We start from the raw sequence: 16,291 nt of genomic DNA, 5'->3' as shown, positions 1-16,291 counted from the left end.
TCATGAAACAGGCCGCGTATGCGGCCTGTTTCGTTTCTGATGATCAAGACCTACGCATATCCCCCTGTGGGAGCGGCCTTGTGTCGCGAAAGGGCTGCGTAGCAGCCCCGGCGATTGCTGCATCAATGCTGAAATCCTGGGGCTGCTACGCAGCCCTATCGCGACACAAGGCCGCTCCCACAGGGATTGCAAGCGGCTTGAAGAGGCAACTACCGCCGAACCCCCTCATGATTGTCCAGCGTATCCCGTGCAATTTCCCGCCCCAGGGCGATCAGCTCCGGTGCCTTGTAGAACTCGAAGAACCGGCATACGCGCTTGGGCACGTTGATCAGCACGTCCGGCGGGTAGCCGGCGATCTTGTACTGGGCCAGTGACGTCTGCATCACTTCGAAACTCTGGTTGATCAGGTCGAGCAGGGACGCAGGGCCGACGTTGTCGACGATGAACGAGCCGGTGGCCGACTTCGGTGCCCCTTCGCTCTGCGGCGCCGCCGCCGGCTGCTGGCCCTCGGGGGCGGCACTTTCACCTAGCCAGGGGTTGGGGCTGGCCAGCCCCTCGGCAGTGATTTCCTGCTCCAGGCGGATCAGTTGCTCGGCCGGTTTGCGGCGAAACGGCAGGCGCGAGCCGAGCGAGCTGATCAAGGCGTCGAAGCGCATCTTGAACGCCGCCGGGCGCTCGATCACCGGCAGTTGGTACTGCTTCTGGTTGGTGGCGTTGAGGTTGACGGCGATGATCAGGTCACAGTGGCTGGACACCACCGGCACGATCGGCAGCGGGTTGAGGATGCCGCCATCGACCAGCATGCGGTTGCCTTGCACCACCGGGGTGAACAGGCTGGGAATGGCCGCCGAGGCGCGCATGGCCTGGTGCAGGCAGCCCTCCTGGAACCAGATCTCCTGCTGGTTGGTCAGGTCGGTGGCAACCGCCGTGTAGGGAATACGCAACTGCTCGATGTTGATTTCGCCAACGATCTTGCGGATCTGCCCGAACACCTTGTCGCCACGGATTGCCCCCAGGCGGAAACTGACATCCACCAGGCGCAGCACGTCGAGGTAGTCCAGGCTCTCGATCCAGCTGCGATATTCATCGAGCTTGCCGGCGGCGTAGATGCCGCCGATCACTGCGCCCATCGAACAGCCCGCGATGCAGCCGATCTCGTAGCCGCGCCGTTCGATTTCCTCGATCACGCCGATGTGCGCGTACCCCCGGGCACCACCGGAGCCCAGCACCAATGCCACGCGTTTGCCCATGACCGTTTCCCCCGCAGCTGTGCCACCATGGTCCAACAATGCACCCATTGCCACCTGTGCTTCAATGTAGTCCGCGCTGGGCTACGCTGAGCAGGGCACTTTTCGTTTGCTTTGCCGTCGAACGGCCATCTTAGTTATCGACCCTCGAGGTATTACCGATGAAAGCCTGGATCACCCTTCCTCTGATTGCCCTGGCCCTGGTCGGCTGCGCGGGCAAGACGGCCTATCGCGACAGTTGCGCGACCCAGCTCGATGCCGCCTGGAAGGAACTGGACCTGGCCAAGGCCGAAGGCTTTGCCGGCACTGTGAGTTATTCCAAGGCGCTGTCGCTGTTGACCGGTGCCAAGACCCAGCAGCAGTTCGAAGGCTTCGAAGGCTGTACCCACAAGGCCGAGAAGGCCCGTTTCTACATCCGTGAATCCCGCGCCGGGCGTTGACCGAGGAGCTGCCCATGTCCGCCATGCTCGATCATGTGGTCGGCCAGATCCTGGCGCTGCAGGTGCGCCTGCTGGCCTGCCGCGAACGCCTGGCCGCCGACACCGACCGCGAGGCGTTGCACGACCTGCGCATCACCTTGAGGCGTCTGCGCAGCCTGCTGCGGCCGTTGCGTGGCTTGCCGGGCGTCGAACAGCTCGAGCAGGCGGCCGGGGCGCTGGGAGCGCTGACCACACCGCTGCGTGACCGCGAGGTGCTGGCGGCGCAGCTGATCGGCCGTGGACACGTGCAGGCAGGCGAGCGTCGCCAGGAGGGCAGGGCGCGCACCTATGCCAGTGTCGCGGCCAGCGCCCAGCTCAACCGCGTGCTGGCGATTCTCGATGCGTTCCCGATGTTCCTGCGTGCCGCCGGCCGTGAAGGGCTGGCGGCGAAGCTGGGGCAGCGCATCGACAAGCGCCTGAACAAGCAATGGCACAAGTTGCAGGCGGCCCTGGCGGACCCTGCCCACGACCGCCACCGCCTGCGCCTGCTGATCAAGCGGGTGCGCTATGGCGACCAGGCCTACCCACAGCTCGAACACGCCGGCAGCAAGCTGCAGCGCCTGCTCAAGGCAGCCCAGGGCGACCTGGGCGACTGGCACGACCGAGTACAGTGGTTGCTGCAGGTGCGCGAGCACAGCGACCTGCTCGGCTGCAAGGTGGCCTGGGAGCATGAGTTGCATGCCGCCGAGGCGCGTTCCGACCTCACCCTGGAAGCGCTGCAAAAGGCGCTGGCGCGCCGTTAATCCCGGCGAATGACCGATATGCGGGCTGTGGCTGGCGTGATCGCTGGGTACTATCGGTTCTTTTTGCCCAGGAGCCCAGGCACATGAACTTCACAGAATTGTTGACAGCCGCTCGCGCGCACCCTGAGGCGATCAGCGTACCCGCCGGCTGGGCCCAGGGGCGGGCGGTATTCGGCGGCCTGATGGCGGCGATGGTGCACGAAGCGATGCGCCAGAAGCTGGGCGACGACCGCCCGGTACGTTCGCTGGCCATTACTTTCGTCGGCCCGGCGGCGCCGGATGTGCCGATCAGCCTGGAGGTGGAGGTGCTGCGCGAGGGCAAGGCGGTCAGCACCTTGCTCGGACGCGCCGTGCAGGATGGCCAGGTGGTGACCCTGGTGCAGGGCAGCTTCGGTGCCGGTCGCCCTTCCGTGGTGGCGGTTGACGCGCCCGCGGCGATGCCGATGAAGCCGCTGCAGGAGGCGGCGCCGGAGTTGCCCTTTATCAAGGGCATTACACCGGAATTCATGCAGCACGTGGCGTTTCGCTGGGCGGTGGGCGGCCTGCCGTTCAGTGGCAACGACTCGCGCCATATGGGCGGTTGGGTGCGCCTGCGCGATGTCGCCGAGGAGCCGGTCGGGGTGGCGCACCTGCTGGCGCTGGTGGATGCCTGGCCGCCCAGCCTGCTGCCGTATCTCAAGCAGCCCGCCGCGGGCAGCACGCTGACCTGGACCATCGAGTTCGTGCAACCCACGCCGCAGCTTTCGACCCTCGACTGGTGCCGCTATGTGGTCGAGACCGAGTATGCCCGTGATGGCTACGGGCATGCGGCTGCGGCGTTGTGGACGGCAGAGGGTGAGTTGCTGGCGTTGAGCCGGCAGACGGTGACCGTGTTCGCCTGAGCCATCTTCATCGAGCCAATCGCGGGGCAAGCCCGCTCCCACGCCTCGCAATGGCGCTTGTGGGAGATCGCGCAGCCCTTCGGGCCACGCTGACGCGCAGGGAACAGAGTTCCAGCGTGGGAGCGGGCTTGCCCCGCGATGTTTCCACTCAGTGGCGGTGCTTGTGCCGCTCGCGCCAGGCCCGCCACCAGGCACCGCTCAGCACGAAGCGCGGGAAGGTGATGAACTGCTCGGTGAGCAGACGCTGCACGGCGTCCTTGCGCCCGCTGAACGGCTCGGGCTGCTCGGCTTCCAGGCGATGCCCCTGGCGTTGCAGGCCCAACCCGGCCACCAGGGCGATGATGCCCACGGCGATCTGCGACAGGTCCAGCGCGAACAGCCCCGACAGCACCAGCAGCGCGCCCAGGATGAACAGCGGCACGGCGATCAGGTGCAGCACCAGGTTGGCGGGGTGGCGATGGTTGTGGTGGTAGCCGCGCCATTGCCAGGCGGGCAGGTTGGGCAGTCGTTTGCTCATGGACGGATCCTCTGGGGCCTGTCCAAAGCTTAGTGCGGCCCCCGGGCGGGGGCCAATCGAGGCTGGCTATGGTGGCCATAGCCAGCGAGGGTCACAGCTTGAGCTGGCCGATCGCCTTGTTCAGCTCGCCGGCGAGGGTCGCCAGTTCGCTGCTGGTGGTGGCCGAGCCCACGGTCTGCTGCACGGTCTCCTCGGTCACGTCGCGGATGCTGACGACGGCGCGGTTCATCTCCTCGGCCACCTGGCTCTGCTGCTCTGCGGCCACGGCGATCTGGGTGTTGCTTTCGCGCATCTGCGCCACGGCGCTGGTGATCTCGGCCAGGGCCTCGCCGGCCTCGCGGGCCTGCTTGACGCAATCGTCGGCCTTGTACGAGCTTTCCTGCATGAAATCCACTGCGTCGCGGGTGCCGGCCTGCAGGTCGGCGACCATGGTGGTGATCTCGTCGGTGGAGGTCTGCACGCGCTTGGCCAGGTTGCGCACCTCGTCGGCGACCACGGCGAAGCCGCGGCCCAGGTCCCCGGCCCGGGCCGCCTCGATGGCGGCATTGAGGGCGAGCAGGTTGGTCTGTTCGGCGATGCTGTGAATGACCCCGACCACGCCGTTGATCTTCTGGCTGTCGTCGGCCAGCTGGCGGATCATCTCGGCGGTCTGCTGCACGCCGCTGGAAAGCCCGGCAATCGAATCCTGCACGCGGCTGACCACGGCCTGGCCACTGCCGGCCAGGGTGTCGGCGGTCTGCGACAGGTCGCGGGTGGCGCCGGCATGCTGGGCGATATGGTGGACGGTGGCGGTCATCTCGTTGATGGCGGTGGCGGCCTGGTCGGTCTCACTCTGCTGGCCGATCATGCCGTGACGCACCTCGTCCATGCTGCCGGCCAGGCGCGCAGCGCCCGAGTCCAGCTGGGCGGCGGTGCGCGCCACGGTGCTGACCACGCGGTGGTAGGTGGTCTGCATGGCGTTGAAGGCGCCGGCCATCTGCCCGACCTCGTCGCCGCAGGCCAGCGGCACCCGGGCCGAGAGGTCGCCGGTCTTCTCCACGTGCAGCATCACGTCCTTGAGGGTGTTGAGCTGGCTGAGCAGGAAGCGGATCAGCAACTGCGAGGCGCAGAGCATGGCCAGCATCAGGATCAGCACGCACACGGCGTAGTTGCTGAAACGGTCGAAATAGACCTGGCGCAGGCTTGGCGACTGGGCGATCAGCGCAAGCTGCTGGTCGCCCCGACGCAGTACCTGGGCGCCGCGCAGCGGGTTGTCGCCGAGGATCCAGGCGCCGGGCAGATCGACCCAGCCCTGGCCGTCGCGCAGGGCTTCGAGGGGTTCGCCGGCAAACTGCGGCGTCTGGCCATTGCGCCAGGTGATCAGGTTGGCCTGGACGGGAAGCGCCTGGCCGGCGGGCCAGGCCGCCAGCAGTTCGGCTTGGGCCTGGGCTTGCGCCTGGGCGCCGGAGGCACGGGCCTGCTGCTCCAGGTACACCGCGTAGAGCACCAGCATCAGGGTAGTGACGAAGGCCACTGCATTGACGGCCCAGAACTTGTATTTGAGGGAAACGTTGCTAAGCCAGGCACCCATGGTAGGTCTTCTCTGAGTTGGCGGGAACATTATTGGCAAGGTGCCATCATTGTGCCCGCCAAGGCCAGGGGCCTTGTTGATATGCGTCAAGAAACCTCAGGCAGGCCAAAGAACGCGCGGGCGCAGGCGCTGGTGTGGGCGGCGGTGCGCGCCACGGTTTCATGGCGATGCAGGGCCACCTCGCGCAGCACCTCGGGCAGGAAGGCCGGCTCGTTGCGGCCGTTCTTCGGTTTGGGCCGCAGGCTGCGGGGCAGCAGGTAGGGCGCGTCGCTCTCGAGCATCAGGCGGCCCTCGGGGATATTGCCGACCAGGGGGTGCAGGTGGGTGCCGCGGCGCTCGTCGCAGATCCAGCCGGTGATGCCGATGTGCAGGTCCAGGTCGAGGTAGGCGAACAGTGCCTGGCGCTCGCCGGTGAAGCAGTGCACCACGGCGGCGGGCAACTGGTCGCGATAGCCCTTGAGGATCGCCAGCAGGCGTTCGCTGGCCTCGCGCTCGTGGAGGAACACCGGCAGGCGCAGCTCGACCGCCAGCGCCAACTGCGCTTCCAGGGCCTTTTCCTGGGCCGGGCGCGGGGAGAAGTCGCGATTGAAGTCCAGGCCGCATTCGCCCACGGCCACCACCCGTGGCTGGGCGAGCAGTTCGCGCAGCTGGCGTTCGCTGCCGCTGCTCCAGTGGCTGGCGTCGTGGGGGTGCACGCCGGCGGTGCTGAACAGGCGCTGGCCGGGTTCGTCCAGGCGCTGGCACAGTTCCAGGGCTTCGGCGCTGACGTCCAGGCTGGTACCAGTGAGGACCATTTGCGCCACGCCGGCTTCCACAGCGCGCTCGACGATGGCGGCTTGCTGGTCGTGGAAACTGCTGTTGGTCAGGTTGACGCCGATATCGATCAGTTGCATGGTGCTACCTCAGTGCCGCGGGGCGGCCAGCATAGCAAAAACCGGGATATCGAGAAAAAACCAAGAACTTCAAACGTTTGCCGTGGTCTGTTGCGGTCATTTGTCACGGATCGATCACAGCACATGGTGCCTGCCAACCGCTCTCGGACCCTTTCCCTCATGTTGCGAACCCTGTTGACGATCCTGTCGCTGTCCGGGCTGCTGGCCGCCGGGCCGGTCGCTGCCGGCGAAGCCGGGCCGCAGCAGCATGTGCCGGCCAGCCAGGCGCGCGACCTGGCGCAGATCCGCTCGAGCAAGGTGCTGCGGGTGCTGGTCAACCAGAGTCGCAACAGCTCCGGCGAGGTCAAGGGCGAGCCGGTGGGCGTCGAGTACTACCGCTTGCGCGCCCTGGAGCACGCCCTCAATGCCCGTGTTGCCGACGGCCAGGAAATCACCCTGAAGATCATCCCCCGCGCCAAGGAGCAACTGCTCGCGGCATTGCAGCGGGGTGAGGGCGATCTTGCCGCCCCCGGCGAGCTGCTCGACCCGAGCGTGGTGCGCGGTGTCGGCGTCAGTGCCCCGGTGGTCGACCAGGTGCCGCTGCAACTGGTCGGGCGCAAGGGTGAGCGTGGCTACAGCCGCCCCGAGCAGTTGTCCGGGCGTACCGTCGCCCTGACCACCGCCAGTGCCGCGGGCGCGGCGATCCAGGCGATCAACCAGCAGTTGGCCTTGCGCAAGCGGGCGCCGATCAAGGTGGAATGGGTTGACCCGACGCTGGCGGTGGAGGATGTGCTGGAGATGGTCCAGGCCGGCATCTACCCATTGACCGTGGTGGAGCGGCCGATCGCCCTGCGCTGGGCGCGGGTGATGCCGCGCCTGCGGGTGGACAGCAAACTGCAGTTGGCCCCGCCTCAGGCCATGCGCTGGTATGTGCGCCAGGACGCGGCGATGCTTCAGGCGGCGGTGGATCGCTTCCTCGCCACCTACCGCGCGCCGGACAACCAGGACGCGGCCTTCGAGCGCATCTACCGGCGCCAGTATCGGGTGCACAACCCGCTGGCTCGACAGGACCGCCAGCGCCTGGAGTCGGTGCGCCCGGTGCTGCAGAAGCACGGCGGCGCCCAGCAGTTCGACTGGCTCAACCTGGCCGCCCTGGCATTCAAGGAGTCGACCCTCGACCCCAAGGCGCGAGGCACCGGTGGCGCCCACGGGCTGATGCAGATCACCCCGTCGGCGGCCCAGCGGGTGGGAGTGAGCAACACCGCCACGGTGGATGGCAATGTCCAGGCCAGCGCCCGCTACCTGGCGCTGATCCGCCGCAAGTTCTTCGCCAGCCCCCAGCTCAACGAGCGTGAGCGCATGGCGTTCATCCTGGCCGCCTACAACCTCGGGCCGGAGCGGGTCCAGGCCATGCGTGCCGAGGCCCGGCGGCGTGGGCTCAATGGCAACCAGTGGTTCTTCCAGACCGAGCGCATCGCCATGGAGCAGGTGGGCATGGGGCCGGTCAACTTCGTCAACAGCGTCAACAAGTACTTCCTCGCGTTCAACCGTGAGCGGGCTTCCCTGGAGCGTGTGGCGAAGCGCTAGATAAATCGAATTATTCGATAGGTTTTACGCGATTATTGCGATTTTCTTATTCGATGATTTGATTAAGATGGCGCTCATCCAACACACACCTGCTCAAACAAGGAAGCAAACATGAACAACTCCCTCAAAGCCCTGTTCGCCACCCGCGCCGGTTATGGCCTGAGCGTCGTGCGTATCCTGGTCGGCGTCATCTTCATGGCCCACGGCGCGCAGAAACTGTTCGGCCTGTTCGGGGGCTACGGCCTGGAAGGCACCGGCCAGTGGATGGAAAGCATCGGCCTGGCCCCGGGCTACCTGATGGCCTTGCTGTCCGGCAGCGCCGAGTTCTTCGGCGGCCTGGCCCTGGTGGTCGGCCTGCTGGCCCGCCCGGCGGCGCTGGCGCTGAGCGTGACCCTGGTGGTGGCGATCTTCTCGGTGCACATCGGCAACGGGCTGTTCATGTCCAACAACGGTTATGAGTTCGCCCTGGCGCTGATGGCCGGCACCGTGGCGGTGCTGATCGAGGGCGCGGGCCGGCTGTCGCTGGACCGTCTGATCGCACGCTGATCATCGCTCGCGGGGCCAGCCCGCTCCCACAATCAGCGTGGGAGCGGGCTGGCCCCGCGATTGCTTTTGCACAAGCGCTTGTAACTTCAAGCGTCTGCCTCTAGCATACCGATTGCGCCGATTTAAACAGCTACTTGCGGGGCGCAGGAGAGGCCTCGACGGGTCATCCGAAATACCGCTAAAGCGCTGGTTCGGTGACGCCTCCCACCGCTGCCCAGCGGGAACAGCGAGGCGGAGAGAGACTCCATGAGTTGCCCACGTACCAGTGTCTGCTTGACCCCCCTGGCCAAGAACCAGGCTTCCCGTACCCCGCGCATCCTGCTCGGCGGCCAGCATCAACCCACGCTTTTGCGCAATCTCGACGGCTTTTCCCGACGCAAGGGCCAGGCCTGTGCCTTCCTCATCCAGTTCTCCGACAGCTGTGAACAGCTCGACCAGTACGGCAACGACCGCTTCGACCTGGCTGTGATCCAGGCGCCCGCGGCAGAAGAGGCCGCCGAGGTCATCGGCCAGCTCACCCGCATCGCCCGCCAGGGGTTGATCACCCGCCGTTGAGCGGCGTGTCGCGTCCAGCCTTTTTTCGCTAAGCTCGGTCTCCCGGTGGGCGCCTGTCGCCCGCTGCGGATGCACTGAGGAGACAGTCGTTGAGCACCAACATCATCACCATCGAAGGCCATGCTGCGCTGAAGCAGGAGCTTGACCACCTGTGGCGGGTCTATCGCCCGGAAATCACCCAGAAGGTCACCTGGGCGGCCTCGCTGGGTGATCGCAGCGAGAACGCCGACTACCAGTACAACAAGAAGCTGCTGCGCGAGATCGACCGCCGCGTGCGCTACCTGCGCAAGCGCCTGGAAGACGTCAAGGTGGTCGAGTACTCGCCCCAGCAGGAGGGCAAGGTGTTCTTCGGCGCCTGGGTGGAGATCGAGAACGACGACGGCGAGCAGCTGCGCTTTCGCATCGTCGGTTATGACGAGATTCATGGGCGCAACGACTACATCTCCATCGACTCGCCCATGGCCCGGGCCCTGCTCAAGAAGGAGGAGGGCGACGAAGTGGTGGTGCACACACCCACGGGTGAGGCGACCTGGTACATCAACCGCATCAGCTATTCGGACAACGATGCCCGGTAGACCTCGACCAGCGCCTGTGCCGCCGTCTCGATCTGTTCATCGGTGAGCGCCGCATAACCGATCAGGACGCCGGCCGGCCAGGTGTGCCTGCGGCAGAACAGGCCGATCGGCTGCAACACCAGCCCGCGTTGCCGGGCCCGGTCGCAAAAGACCTGTTCACTGACGCCTTCAGGCAACCAGAGGACGAAGTGCAGGCCGGATTGCTCGCCGCTGATGGTCATGCCTGGCATTGCGGCGAGACGTTCGAGCAGCAGGTCCCGGCGGCGCTGGTAGGTCTGCCTTGCAATGCGCAGGTGCCGTTCATAGTGGCCGCGCACCAGGTACTGGCGCACCGTTCGCTGGGCGATGACCCCCGGCGTCTGTCCCGCTGCCGCCAGCCAGTCGATGAAGCGTGTGCGCAAGGCTCGCGGCACAACCGCGAAACCCAGCCTCAGCCCGCTGAACAAGGTCTTGTTGAAGCTACCGCAGAACAGCACCCGGTCATGCTGGTCGAGCGCCTTGATCGCCGGCAGTGGCGCGCAGGCGTAGTTGTATTCGCTGTCGTAGTCATCCTCGACGATGTAGGCATCGCGGGCCTGTGCCCAGGCCAGCAGCGCCTGGCGTCGCTGGACGCTCATGCAGACGCCCAGCGGAGCCTGGTGCGCGGGAGTGGTGTGCACTGCGCGGACCTTGTCGTGCCTGGCCAGTTGCTCGACGTCCAGGCCTGCCTGGTCCACGGCGACGCAGATCACACGCCTGCCGGTCTGTTCGAACAGGCGTGCGGCCCAGGAGTAGCCAGGGTCTTCCAGGGCGATGGCGTCGTCCCTTTCCAGCCATTGGCTGATGAAATGCAGCGTGTGGCGGATGCCCTGGGTCACGACGATGTCGTCGGCGTCGCACTCGATGCCCCGATAGAGGCGGATGTGTGTCGCAATGGCCTGTCTGAGCGACTCGTCGCCAGCGTGCGGCACGCTCTCGGTGATTGTGGCAAGGGTGTCGGTGGTCAGTTGCAGGTGGCGCTGTTCGAGCAGCGTCGGGTCGGCCAGCCGGGCGATGAAGGGCACGCCGGTCTGCAGCCGGACTTCGGGCGTGGGGGCAGGGCTGGCGCAGGGTACGGGCTCACGGGGACACGGTAGCGTGGCCAGGGTCTGGTCGTTGGCCGCGATCAACGCGTCGGGCCGCAGCGGCGCGACCACCGAGCCCGCGCCTTGTCGACGCAGGATGCAACCTTCCAGGGCGAGTTGCTCGAAGACCAGTTCGACGGTGCCCCGTGCCACCCCCCAGCGCTGGGCAAGGGTACGGGTGGAGGGCAGTCGTGTACCGGGCGCCAGATGGCCGCAGGCGAGCAACTCCTGCAGGAAGGCATACAACAGTTGATGCTTGCGGGCCGACGGTTTGGCGGACAGCTCGAACGGCAGGGCAAGGTCAAGGGCAAGGGGTTGTTTGCCTCTGGCCATAAGTGGTCCACATGCAGGAAGGCTTAATGGACCTTCATGGTATCCAGCGCAGTCCCTAAGCTCAACGCACGTAACAATTTGTTGCGATGCGCAAAGAAGCGCGCCCGGTTCCGTTGTGCGCGCGTTTCGGGCATTGACGGAAGCGGTATTCATTCTTTGAAGGAGTCAATGCGTCATGACGGTTCTGCAGTGGGTACCCAACTACGAACAGGTGAAGCTGGCATGAGTACGCCGAGCACAAGGCCCTGGTTGACCCTGGCGCTGCTGAGCGCGGCCATGGTGCCGCAGGTGGGGCTGGGGGTAATGGTGCCGGCGACGGCGCGGCTGGCCCAGGACCTTCACGTGGGGGTGGCGAGTGTGCAGAACACGCTCGTGGTGTACATGGTCGGCTATGCCGTTTCGGTGATCATGGCCGGGCTGCTTTCCGACCGGTTTGGCCCCAGGGCGGTGCAGTTGGGCGGCCTGGCGCTGGCGATGGTCGGCGCCGTGCTGGCGACCAGTGCCGAGGGCTTCAACCTGTTTATTCTGGGTCGTCTGCTACAGTCGCTCGGCGGTTGCGTCAGCACCGTGACCACGCGCCTGGTTGTCAGGGAGGTCTACCCCGAAGCGCAACGTCTGCCGATCCTCAGCATCCTGGCCTCGGCCATTGCCGTCACGCCTTGCGTGGTGCCACTGCTGGCTGGCGCAGCCTTGCCGGAGCTGGGGTGGCGCGGGGTGTTGCTGTGTGCCGGCGCCTTCAACCTGCTGGTGTTGCTGGTATTTGTCGGCCTGACCCGGCCGATGGGGAGTGGCGGGCAGCCGATCGGCTCGCTCGGCGCCATCTGGCGCGTGTACCGGCGCAACATGGGCAACCCTGACTATCGGCGAAATGCGGCCTGCATCAGCCTGGTGTGGATGAGCTACTTTGCGCTGCTGTCGTCGTCGTCCCATGCCTTCCAGCAGGTACTGGGCTTCAGTGAGCTGGAGTATGGCGCGCTGATCGGCGCCTGTGCCTGCGGCTATGTGGCGGGCAGCACCACCGCACGGCGCCTGAGCCAAACCCACGACCTGGACGCGTTGCTGGCGCTTGCCGCGATGATCGGGTCGCGTGGTTGCATCGGTCTGTTCCTGGGGCTGCTGCTGGTGGGCCCGGGGACGCTGGTGTTCCTGCTGCCGATGATCGCGCTGCTGGTCTGTACCGGCATGGTCATTCCGATCACGCAGGCGGGATTGTTGCGTTGCGTCAGCCAGGACGTCGGCCTGTCGTCGGGGCAGTTCTTCTTTCTGCAGATGATGGCCGGCGCCCTGTACTCACTGTTCCTCAGCTTTATGCCGCCGCTGGACCTGAACCACCTGGCGATCGCCGTCGGTGCCCCGGTGGTGCTCATGGCCGCGGTAGTGGGCAGGCTGCGCCTGCTCGACCGTGTGCAGGCAAGCCAGCCCTGAGTCCAGGGTTCAGCCCTCGCGTAACACGGCCAGCGGGCTGCTGTTCAGTGCCCGCCGGGTGCCATAGCCACCGGCGGCGCCGATCAGCAGCGCGCCCAGCAGCGGCAGGAGTAGCAAAGACGGGTGCGGTGCCCAGGCCAGGTCGAAGGCATGGCGGTACAGACCGAAGGTGATCAGCTCGCAGCCCAGTGCCGCGAGCAGGCCGCTGGCGGCACCGAGCAGGCCGAACTCGATGCGCCGTGCCTTGACCAGCAGCGGGCGCGCCGCTCCCAGCGCCCGTAGCAGGGCGCCCTGGCGGATGCGTTCGTCGAGGGTTGCCTGCAGGCCGGCGAACAGCACCGCCAGCCCTGCTGCCAGCACGAACAGCAGCACATACTCCACTGCCAGGGTCACCTGGGCGAGGATGCTGCGAAGTTGCGCAAGGAGGGCGTCGACCTGCAGCACGGTCACCGCCGGGAACGCGCGGGACAGCGCGACGATCTCCTGGTCGTGGCCCGGCGCCAGATAGAAGCTGGTGAGGTAGGTGGTGGGCAGGCCTTGCAGGGTGCCTGGCTGGAAGATCATGTAGAAGTTGGGCTGGAAACTGTCCCAGTGCACGCTGCGCAGGCTGCTGACCCGGGCTTGGCGTTGCTGGCCACCGATGTCGAAGGTCAGCAGGTCGCCCAGTTTCAGGTGCAGGCTCTGCGCCAGCTCCGCCTCCACGGAAACCCCAGGCACGTCATCGCTGGCGGGCGCCTGTTGCCACCATTGGCCGGCGCTCAGGGCATTGCCCTGGGGCAGCTCGGCGGCCCAGGTCAGGCTGAGGTCGCGCTGGATGGCGCGCTCGCCGGTGGACTCCTTGCTGACCAGCTGGCGCACCGGTTGCTCGTTGATATGGGTCAGGCGACCCGGGATCACCGGGTACAGTGGCGCGGCCGTGGCGTTGATCTGGGCCAGGCGCTCGGCGAACGGCTGGCGCTCATCGGGCAGGATGTTCAGGGCGAAATGATTGGGCGCGTCCTTGGGCAACTGCGCCTGCCAGGTATCGAGTAGTTCCGCCCGCAGCAGGGCGACCAGGCCCATCGCCAGGAGGATCAGGCCGAAGGCCAGGGCTTGGCCGGCGGCGGCCAGCGGGTGGCGCAGCAATTGTCCGAGCCCCAGGCGCCAGGCCAGCGGCGCGCCGGCCAGCAACCGCCGCAGGCTGCGCAGGCCGAGCAACAGCAACCCACCCAGCAGCAAGGCGGCGATCAGTCCGCCGCCGAGCAGGGCGAAGGTCAGCAGCAGGTCCAGGCTCAGGCGCCACATGATCAGGCCCAGGGCGAGCAGGGCGGCGCCATACACCAGCCAGCTGCTTGGAGGCACGGGCAGCAGGTCGCGGCGCAGGACCCGCAATGGCGGCACGCGGCCAAGGGCCGCCAGTGGCGGCAGGGCGAAGCCGGCCAATGCCACCAGCCCGGTGCCGATGCCGGCCAGCGCCGGGGTGAGGCCGCCGGGCGGTACCTGGCTGGGCAGCAGGCCCTCGAGCAGGCGGAACAGCCCCAGCTGCGCCAGCCAGCCGAGCAGGGCGCCGACCAGCGCGGCGACGACGCCGAGCATGGCCAGCTGCAGGCTGTAGAGGCCAAGAGCCTGGTGCCTGGACAGCCCCAGGCAACGCAACAGGGCGCTGGCGTCCAGGCGCCGCGCGGCGTAGCGACTGGCCGACAGGGCCACGGCGACGCCGGCCAGCAGCACCGCCACCAGGCTGGCCATGTTCAGGTAGCGTTCGGCCTTGCCCAGGGCGCCGCCGATCTGCCGGTTGCCGTCGCGGGTGTCGAGCAGGCGCTGGTTGGCGGCCAGGCTCGCTTGCGCCATTTGCCGGTACTGCTGCAGGGCATCGATGTCGCCGCGCCACAGGTCACGGTAGCTGACCCGGCTGCCGGGCTGGATCACCCCCGTGGCGTCGAGGTCGGCGAGGTTCATCAGCACCCGTGGCGTCAGGCTGTAGAAATTGTTGGCGCGGTCGGGCTCGTAGGTCAGCACGCGGCTCATGCGCAGGGTCTTCATGCCCACGTCGATGCTGTCGCCGATGGCCAGGCCCAGCGCCGCGAGCAGGCGCGGCTCGACCCAGGCCTCGCCCGGCGCCGGGCCGCCGCCGGGCGTTTCCTCGGCGTAGGGCGCTGCTGCGCTGCGCAGTTGGCCACGCAGGGGATAGGCGGGGTCGGCGGCCTTGATGCTGGAAAGCTGGATGCCGTTGTCGGCGCCGACCACGCTGGTGAACTCCACCACCCGCGCATGGCCCAGGCCCAGCGCCGTGCCTTCGGTGATTTGTTGTGCGCTGGGCGGGGCGCTGCCCTGCAGGACCAGGTCGGCACCGAGAAACTCGCTGGCGCGCAACTGCATGGCACCATTGAGGCGGGCGCCGAAGTAGCCGATGGCGGTACTGGCCGCCACCGCCACCAGCAAGGCGAAGAACAGCACGCGCACTTCGCTGGCGCGGGCATCGCGCAGCAACTGGCGCAGGGCCAGGACACACAGTCGCGGGAACGATAGGCGGGTCATCACGGCTCCAGGGGCGCCACCAGGCGACCGGCATCCAGACGGATCAGGCGACGGCAGCGCTTGGCCAGGCGCTCGTCGTGGGTCACCAGCACCAGCGTGGTGCCGCGCTCCTGGTTCAGTTCGAACAAAAGGTCGCTGATACGCTCGCCAGTGTGGCTGTCGAGGTTGCCGGTGGGCTCGTCGGCGAACAGCACCGCCGGCTGCGCGGCGAAGGCGCGGGCGATCGCCACCCGCTGTTGCTCGCCGCCGGAGAGCTGGCGTGGGGTGTGGCTCAGGCGCTTGCCCAGGCCGACCCGCTCGAGCAGGTCGCGGGCGTGTTCGCGGGCATCGCGCCGACCGTCCAGCTCCAGTGGCAGCATGACGTTCTCCAGGGCGTCAAGGCTGTCGAGCAACTGGAAGGACTGGAACACGAAGCCCACGTGCTCGGCGCGGACCCGGGCGCGCTGGTCCTCGTCCAGGGGGCCGAGGTCGTTGCCGGCGAGGATAACCTTGCCGGCGCTGGGGCGGTCGAGCCCGGCGAGCAGGCCCAGCAGCGTGGACTTGCCGGAACCGGAGGCGCCGACGATGGCCAGGCTGTCGCCTTGGGCGAGGTCGAGGGAGAGGGCGTGAAGGATGGTCAGGTCGCCTTCCGCGCTGGGGACCACTTTGCTAAGGTTCTGCGCAACGAGAATGCTGGGGCCCATGGAGAATCCGATGCGAATGTGGTGGTTGAGTGCCGGCCTGGCCCTGTGTTGCCTGGCCCAGGGCGCGGCAGCGGGAACGCTGCTGGTCGTCGGCGATAGTATCAGCGCCGGTTTTGGCCTGGATACCCGCCAGGGGTGGGTCAACCTGCTGCAACAGCAGTTGAAGAAGGAAGGTTTTGACGATCAGGTGGTCAACGCCTCGATCAGCGGCGATACCAGCGCAGGCGGCCAGGCGCGGCTGCCGGCGCTGCTTGCGGCGCACAAGCCGGACCTGGTTGTGCTGGAGCTTGGGGGCAACGATGGCCTGCGCGGTCAGCCGCCGCAACAATTGCAACAGAATCTTGCCGCGATGATCGACCAGTCCCGCCAGGCCGGTGCCAAGGTACTGCTGCTGGGCATGCGCCTGCCGCCGAACTACGGCGTGCGCTACACCGCGGCGTTCGCCCAGGTCTACGAGCAGCTGGCTGTCGATAAAAAGGTGCCGCTGGTGCCGTTCTTCCTCGAGGGCGTGGGCGGGGTGCCGGAGCTGATGCAGGCTGATGGCATCCACCCGGCTGCGACCGCTCAGCAGCGCCTGCTGGAAAATGCCTGGCCGGCGATAAAACCCTTGCTGTGACGCTTTTATCGGGGGCCGCTTTCGGCTAATGTTGCGCCCCCC

The 16,291-nt window shown here is 67.1% G+C and carries 16 protein-coding genes; 9 read left to right on the top strand and 7 right to left on the bottom strand.

The window, feature by feature from the left end; translation table 11 throughout:
• Nucleotides 1-209 precede the first annotated feature (209 nt).
• Entirely contained in the window at nt 210-1,250 is a 1,041-nt protein-coding gene (locus DMX06_RS14575) for a patatin-like phospholipase family protein (RefSeq protein WP_110738130.1), read from the bottom strand.
• A 158-nt stretch (nt 1,251-1,408) separates the two neighbouring features.
• On the opposite strand from DMX06_RS14575, the gene DMX06_RS14570 reads away from it, so the two are divergent.
• The 3 genes from DMX06_RS14570 to DMX06_RS14560 all read left to right on the top strand — a co-directional run bounded on the left by DMX06_RS14570 (nt 1,409) and on the right by DMX06_RS14560 (nt 3,350).
• Nucleotides 1,409-1,687, top strand: coding sequence for a hypothetical protein (locus DMX06_RS14570; protein WP_028692631.1), 279 nt, complete (start codon nt 1,409-1,411; stop codon nt 1,685-1,687).
• Between the two features lie 14 nt (nt 1,688-1,701).
• Nucleotides 1,702-2,469, top strand: a complete 768-nt coding sequence (locus DMX06_RS14565) for a CHAD domain-containing protein (RefSeq protein WP_110738129.1) — start codon at nt 1,702-1,704, stop codon at nt 2,467-2,469.
• Nucleotides 2,470-2,552: 83 nt separating this feature from the next.
• On the top strand, nt 2,553-3,350 hold the full coding sequence (locus tag DMX06_RS14560; protein WP_110738128.1) for an acyl-CoA thioesterase: 798 nt from the start codon (nt 2,553-2,555) through the stop codon (nt 3,348-3,350).
• 148 nt (nt 3,351-3,498) lie between these two features.
• Here the strand turns inward: DMX06_RS14560 and DMX06_RS14555 are convergent, their stop codons facing one another.
• From DMX06_RS14555 to DMX06_RS14545, 3 genes are all read right to left on the bottom strand, one after another.
• The gene (locus tag DMX06_RS14555; protein WP_110738127.1) at nt 3,499-3,867 is read right to left on the bottom strand and encodes an Mpo1-like protein; all 369 of its coding nucleotides are present in this window, start codon (nt 3,865-3,867) and stop codon (nt 3,499-3,501) included.
• Nucleotides 3,868-3,958: 91 nt separating this feature from the next.
• A complete protein-coding gene (locus tag DMX06_RS14550; protein ID WP_110738126.1) occupies nt 3,959-5,437 on the bottom strand; it encodes a methyl-accepting chemotaxis protein in 1,479 nt (492 codons plus the stop codon).
• Between the two features lie 86 nt (nt 5,438-5,523).
• Nucleotides 5,524-6,330 carry a TatD family hydrolase gene (locus DMX06_RS14545; RefSeq protein ID WP_110738125.1) on the bottom strand — a complete coding sequence of 269 codons (807 nt, stop codon included), beginning with the start codon at nt 6,328-6,330 and terminating at the stop codon, nt 5,524-5,526.
• Nucleotides 6,331-6,489: 159 nt separating this feature from the next.
• Here DMX06_RS14545 and DMX06_RS14540 point away from each other — a divergent pair, with 159 nt between their 5' ends.
• The 4 genes from DMX06_RS14540 (at nt 6,490) to greB (ending at nt 9,572) form a co-directional block, all read left to right on the top strand.
• Nucleotides 6,490-7,896, top strand: coding sequence for a transglycosylase SLT domain-containing protein (locus DMX06_RS14540; protein ID WP_110738124.1), 1,407 nt, complete (start codon nt 6,490-6,492; stop codon nt 7,894-7,896).
• 111 nt (nt 7,897-8,007) lie between these two features.
• Nucleotides 8,008-8,442 (top strand): DoxX family protein, encoded by a 435-nt coding sequence (locus DMX06_RS14535; protein ID WP_110738123.1) that lies wholly within the window; start codon nt 8,008-8,010, stop codon nt 8,440-8,442.
• A 246-nt stretch (nt 8,443-8,688) separates the two neighbouring features.
• On the top strand, nt 8,689-8,997 hold the full coding sequence (locus tag DMX06_RS14530; RefSeq protein ID WP_050705060.1) for a hypothetical protein: 309 nt from the start codon (nt 8,689-8,691) through the stop codon (nt 8,995-8,997).
• Between the two features lie 89 nt (nt 8,998-9,086).
• Nucleotides 9,087-9,572, top strand: coding sequence for a transcription elongation factor GreB (gene greB / locus DMX06_RS14525; protein ID WP_110738122.1), 486 nt, complete (start codon nt 9,087-9,089; stop codon nt 9,570-9,572).
• Here greB and pdxR read toward each other — a convergent pair.
• Nucleotides 9,548-11,008, bottom strand: coding sequence for a MocR-like pyridoxine biosynthesis transcription factor PdxR (gene pdxR, locus DMX06_RS14520; RefSeq protein ID WP_181427833.1), 1,461 nt, complete (start codon nt 11,006-11,008; stop codon nt 9,548-9,550). The genes greB and pdxR overlap by 25 nt on opposite strands.
• A 222-nt stretch (nt 11,009-11,230) precedes the next feature.
• On the opposite strand from pdxR, the gene DMX06_RS14510 reads away from it, so the two are divergent.
• The gene (locus tag DMX06_RS14510; RefSeq protein ID WP_181427832.1) at nt 11,231-12,433 is read left to right on the top strand and encodes an MFS transporter; all 1,203 of its coding nucleotides are present in this window, start codon (nt 11,231-11,233) and stop codon (nt 12,431-12,433) included.
• A gap of 9 nt (nt 12,434-12,442) precedes the next feature.
• Here DMX06_RS14510 and DMX06_RS14505 read toward each other — a convergent pair whose 3' ends face one another.
• Nucleotides 12,443-14,950 (bottom strand): ABC transporter permease, encoded by a 2,508-nt coding sequence (locus DMX06_RS14505; RefSeq protein WP_110738119.1) that lies wholly within the window; start codon nt 14,948-14,950, stop codon nt 12,443-12,445.
• Nucleotides 14,950-15,633: an ABC transporter ATP-binding protein gene (locus DMX06_RS14500; protein WP_110738118.1), complete on the bottom strand. Its 684-nt coding sequence runs from the start codon at nt 15,631-15,633 to the stop codon at nt 14,950-14,952. Before DMX06_RS14500 ends, DMX06_RS14505 begins: the two co-directional genes overlap by 1 nt.
• Nucleotides 15,634-15,643: 10 nt before the next feature.
• Here DMX06_RS14500 and DMX06_RS14495 point away from each other — a divergent pair, with 10 nt between their 5' ends.
• A complete protein-coding gene (locus DMX06_RS14495; protein WP_181427831.1) occupies nt 15,644-16,249 on the top strand; it encodes an arylesterase in 606 nt (201 codons plus the stop codon).
• The last annotated feature ends 42 nt before the right edge of the window (nt 16,250-16,291 follow it).

It is taken from the genome of Pseudomonas mosselii, from assembly GCF_003205295.1.
Taxonomy (GTDB): Bacteria; Pseudomonadota; Gammaproteobacteria; order Pseudomonadales; family Pseudomonadaceae; genus Aquipseudomonas; species Aquipseudomonas mosselii_B.
This window is presented reverse-complemented; position numbering and strand designations above follow the sequence as displayed.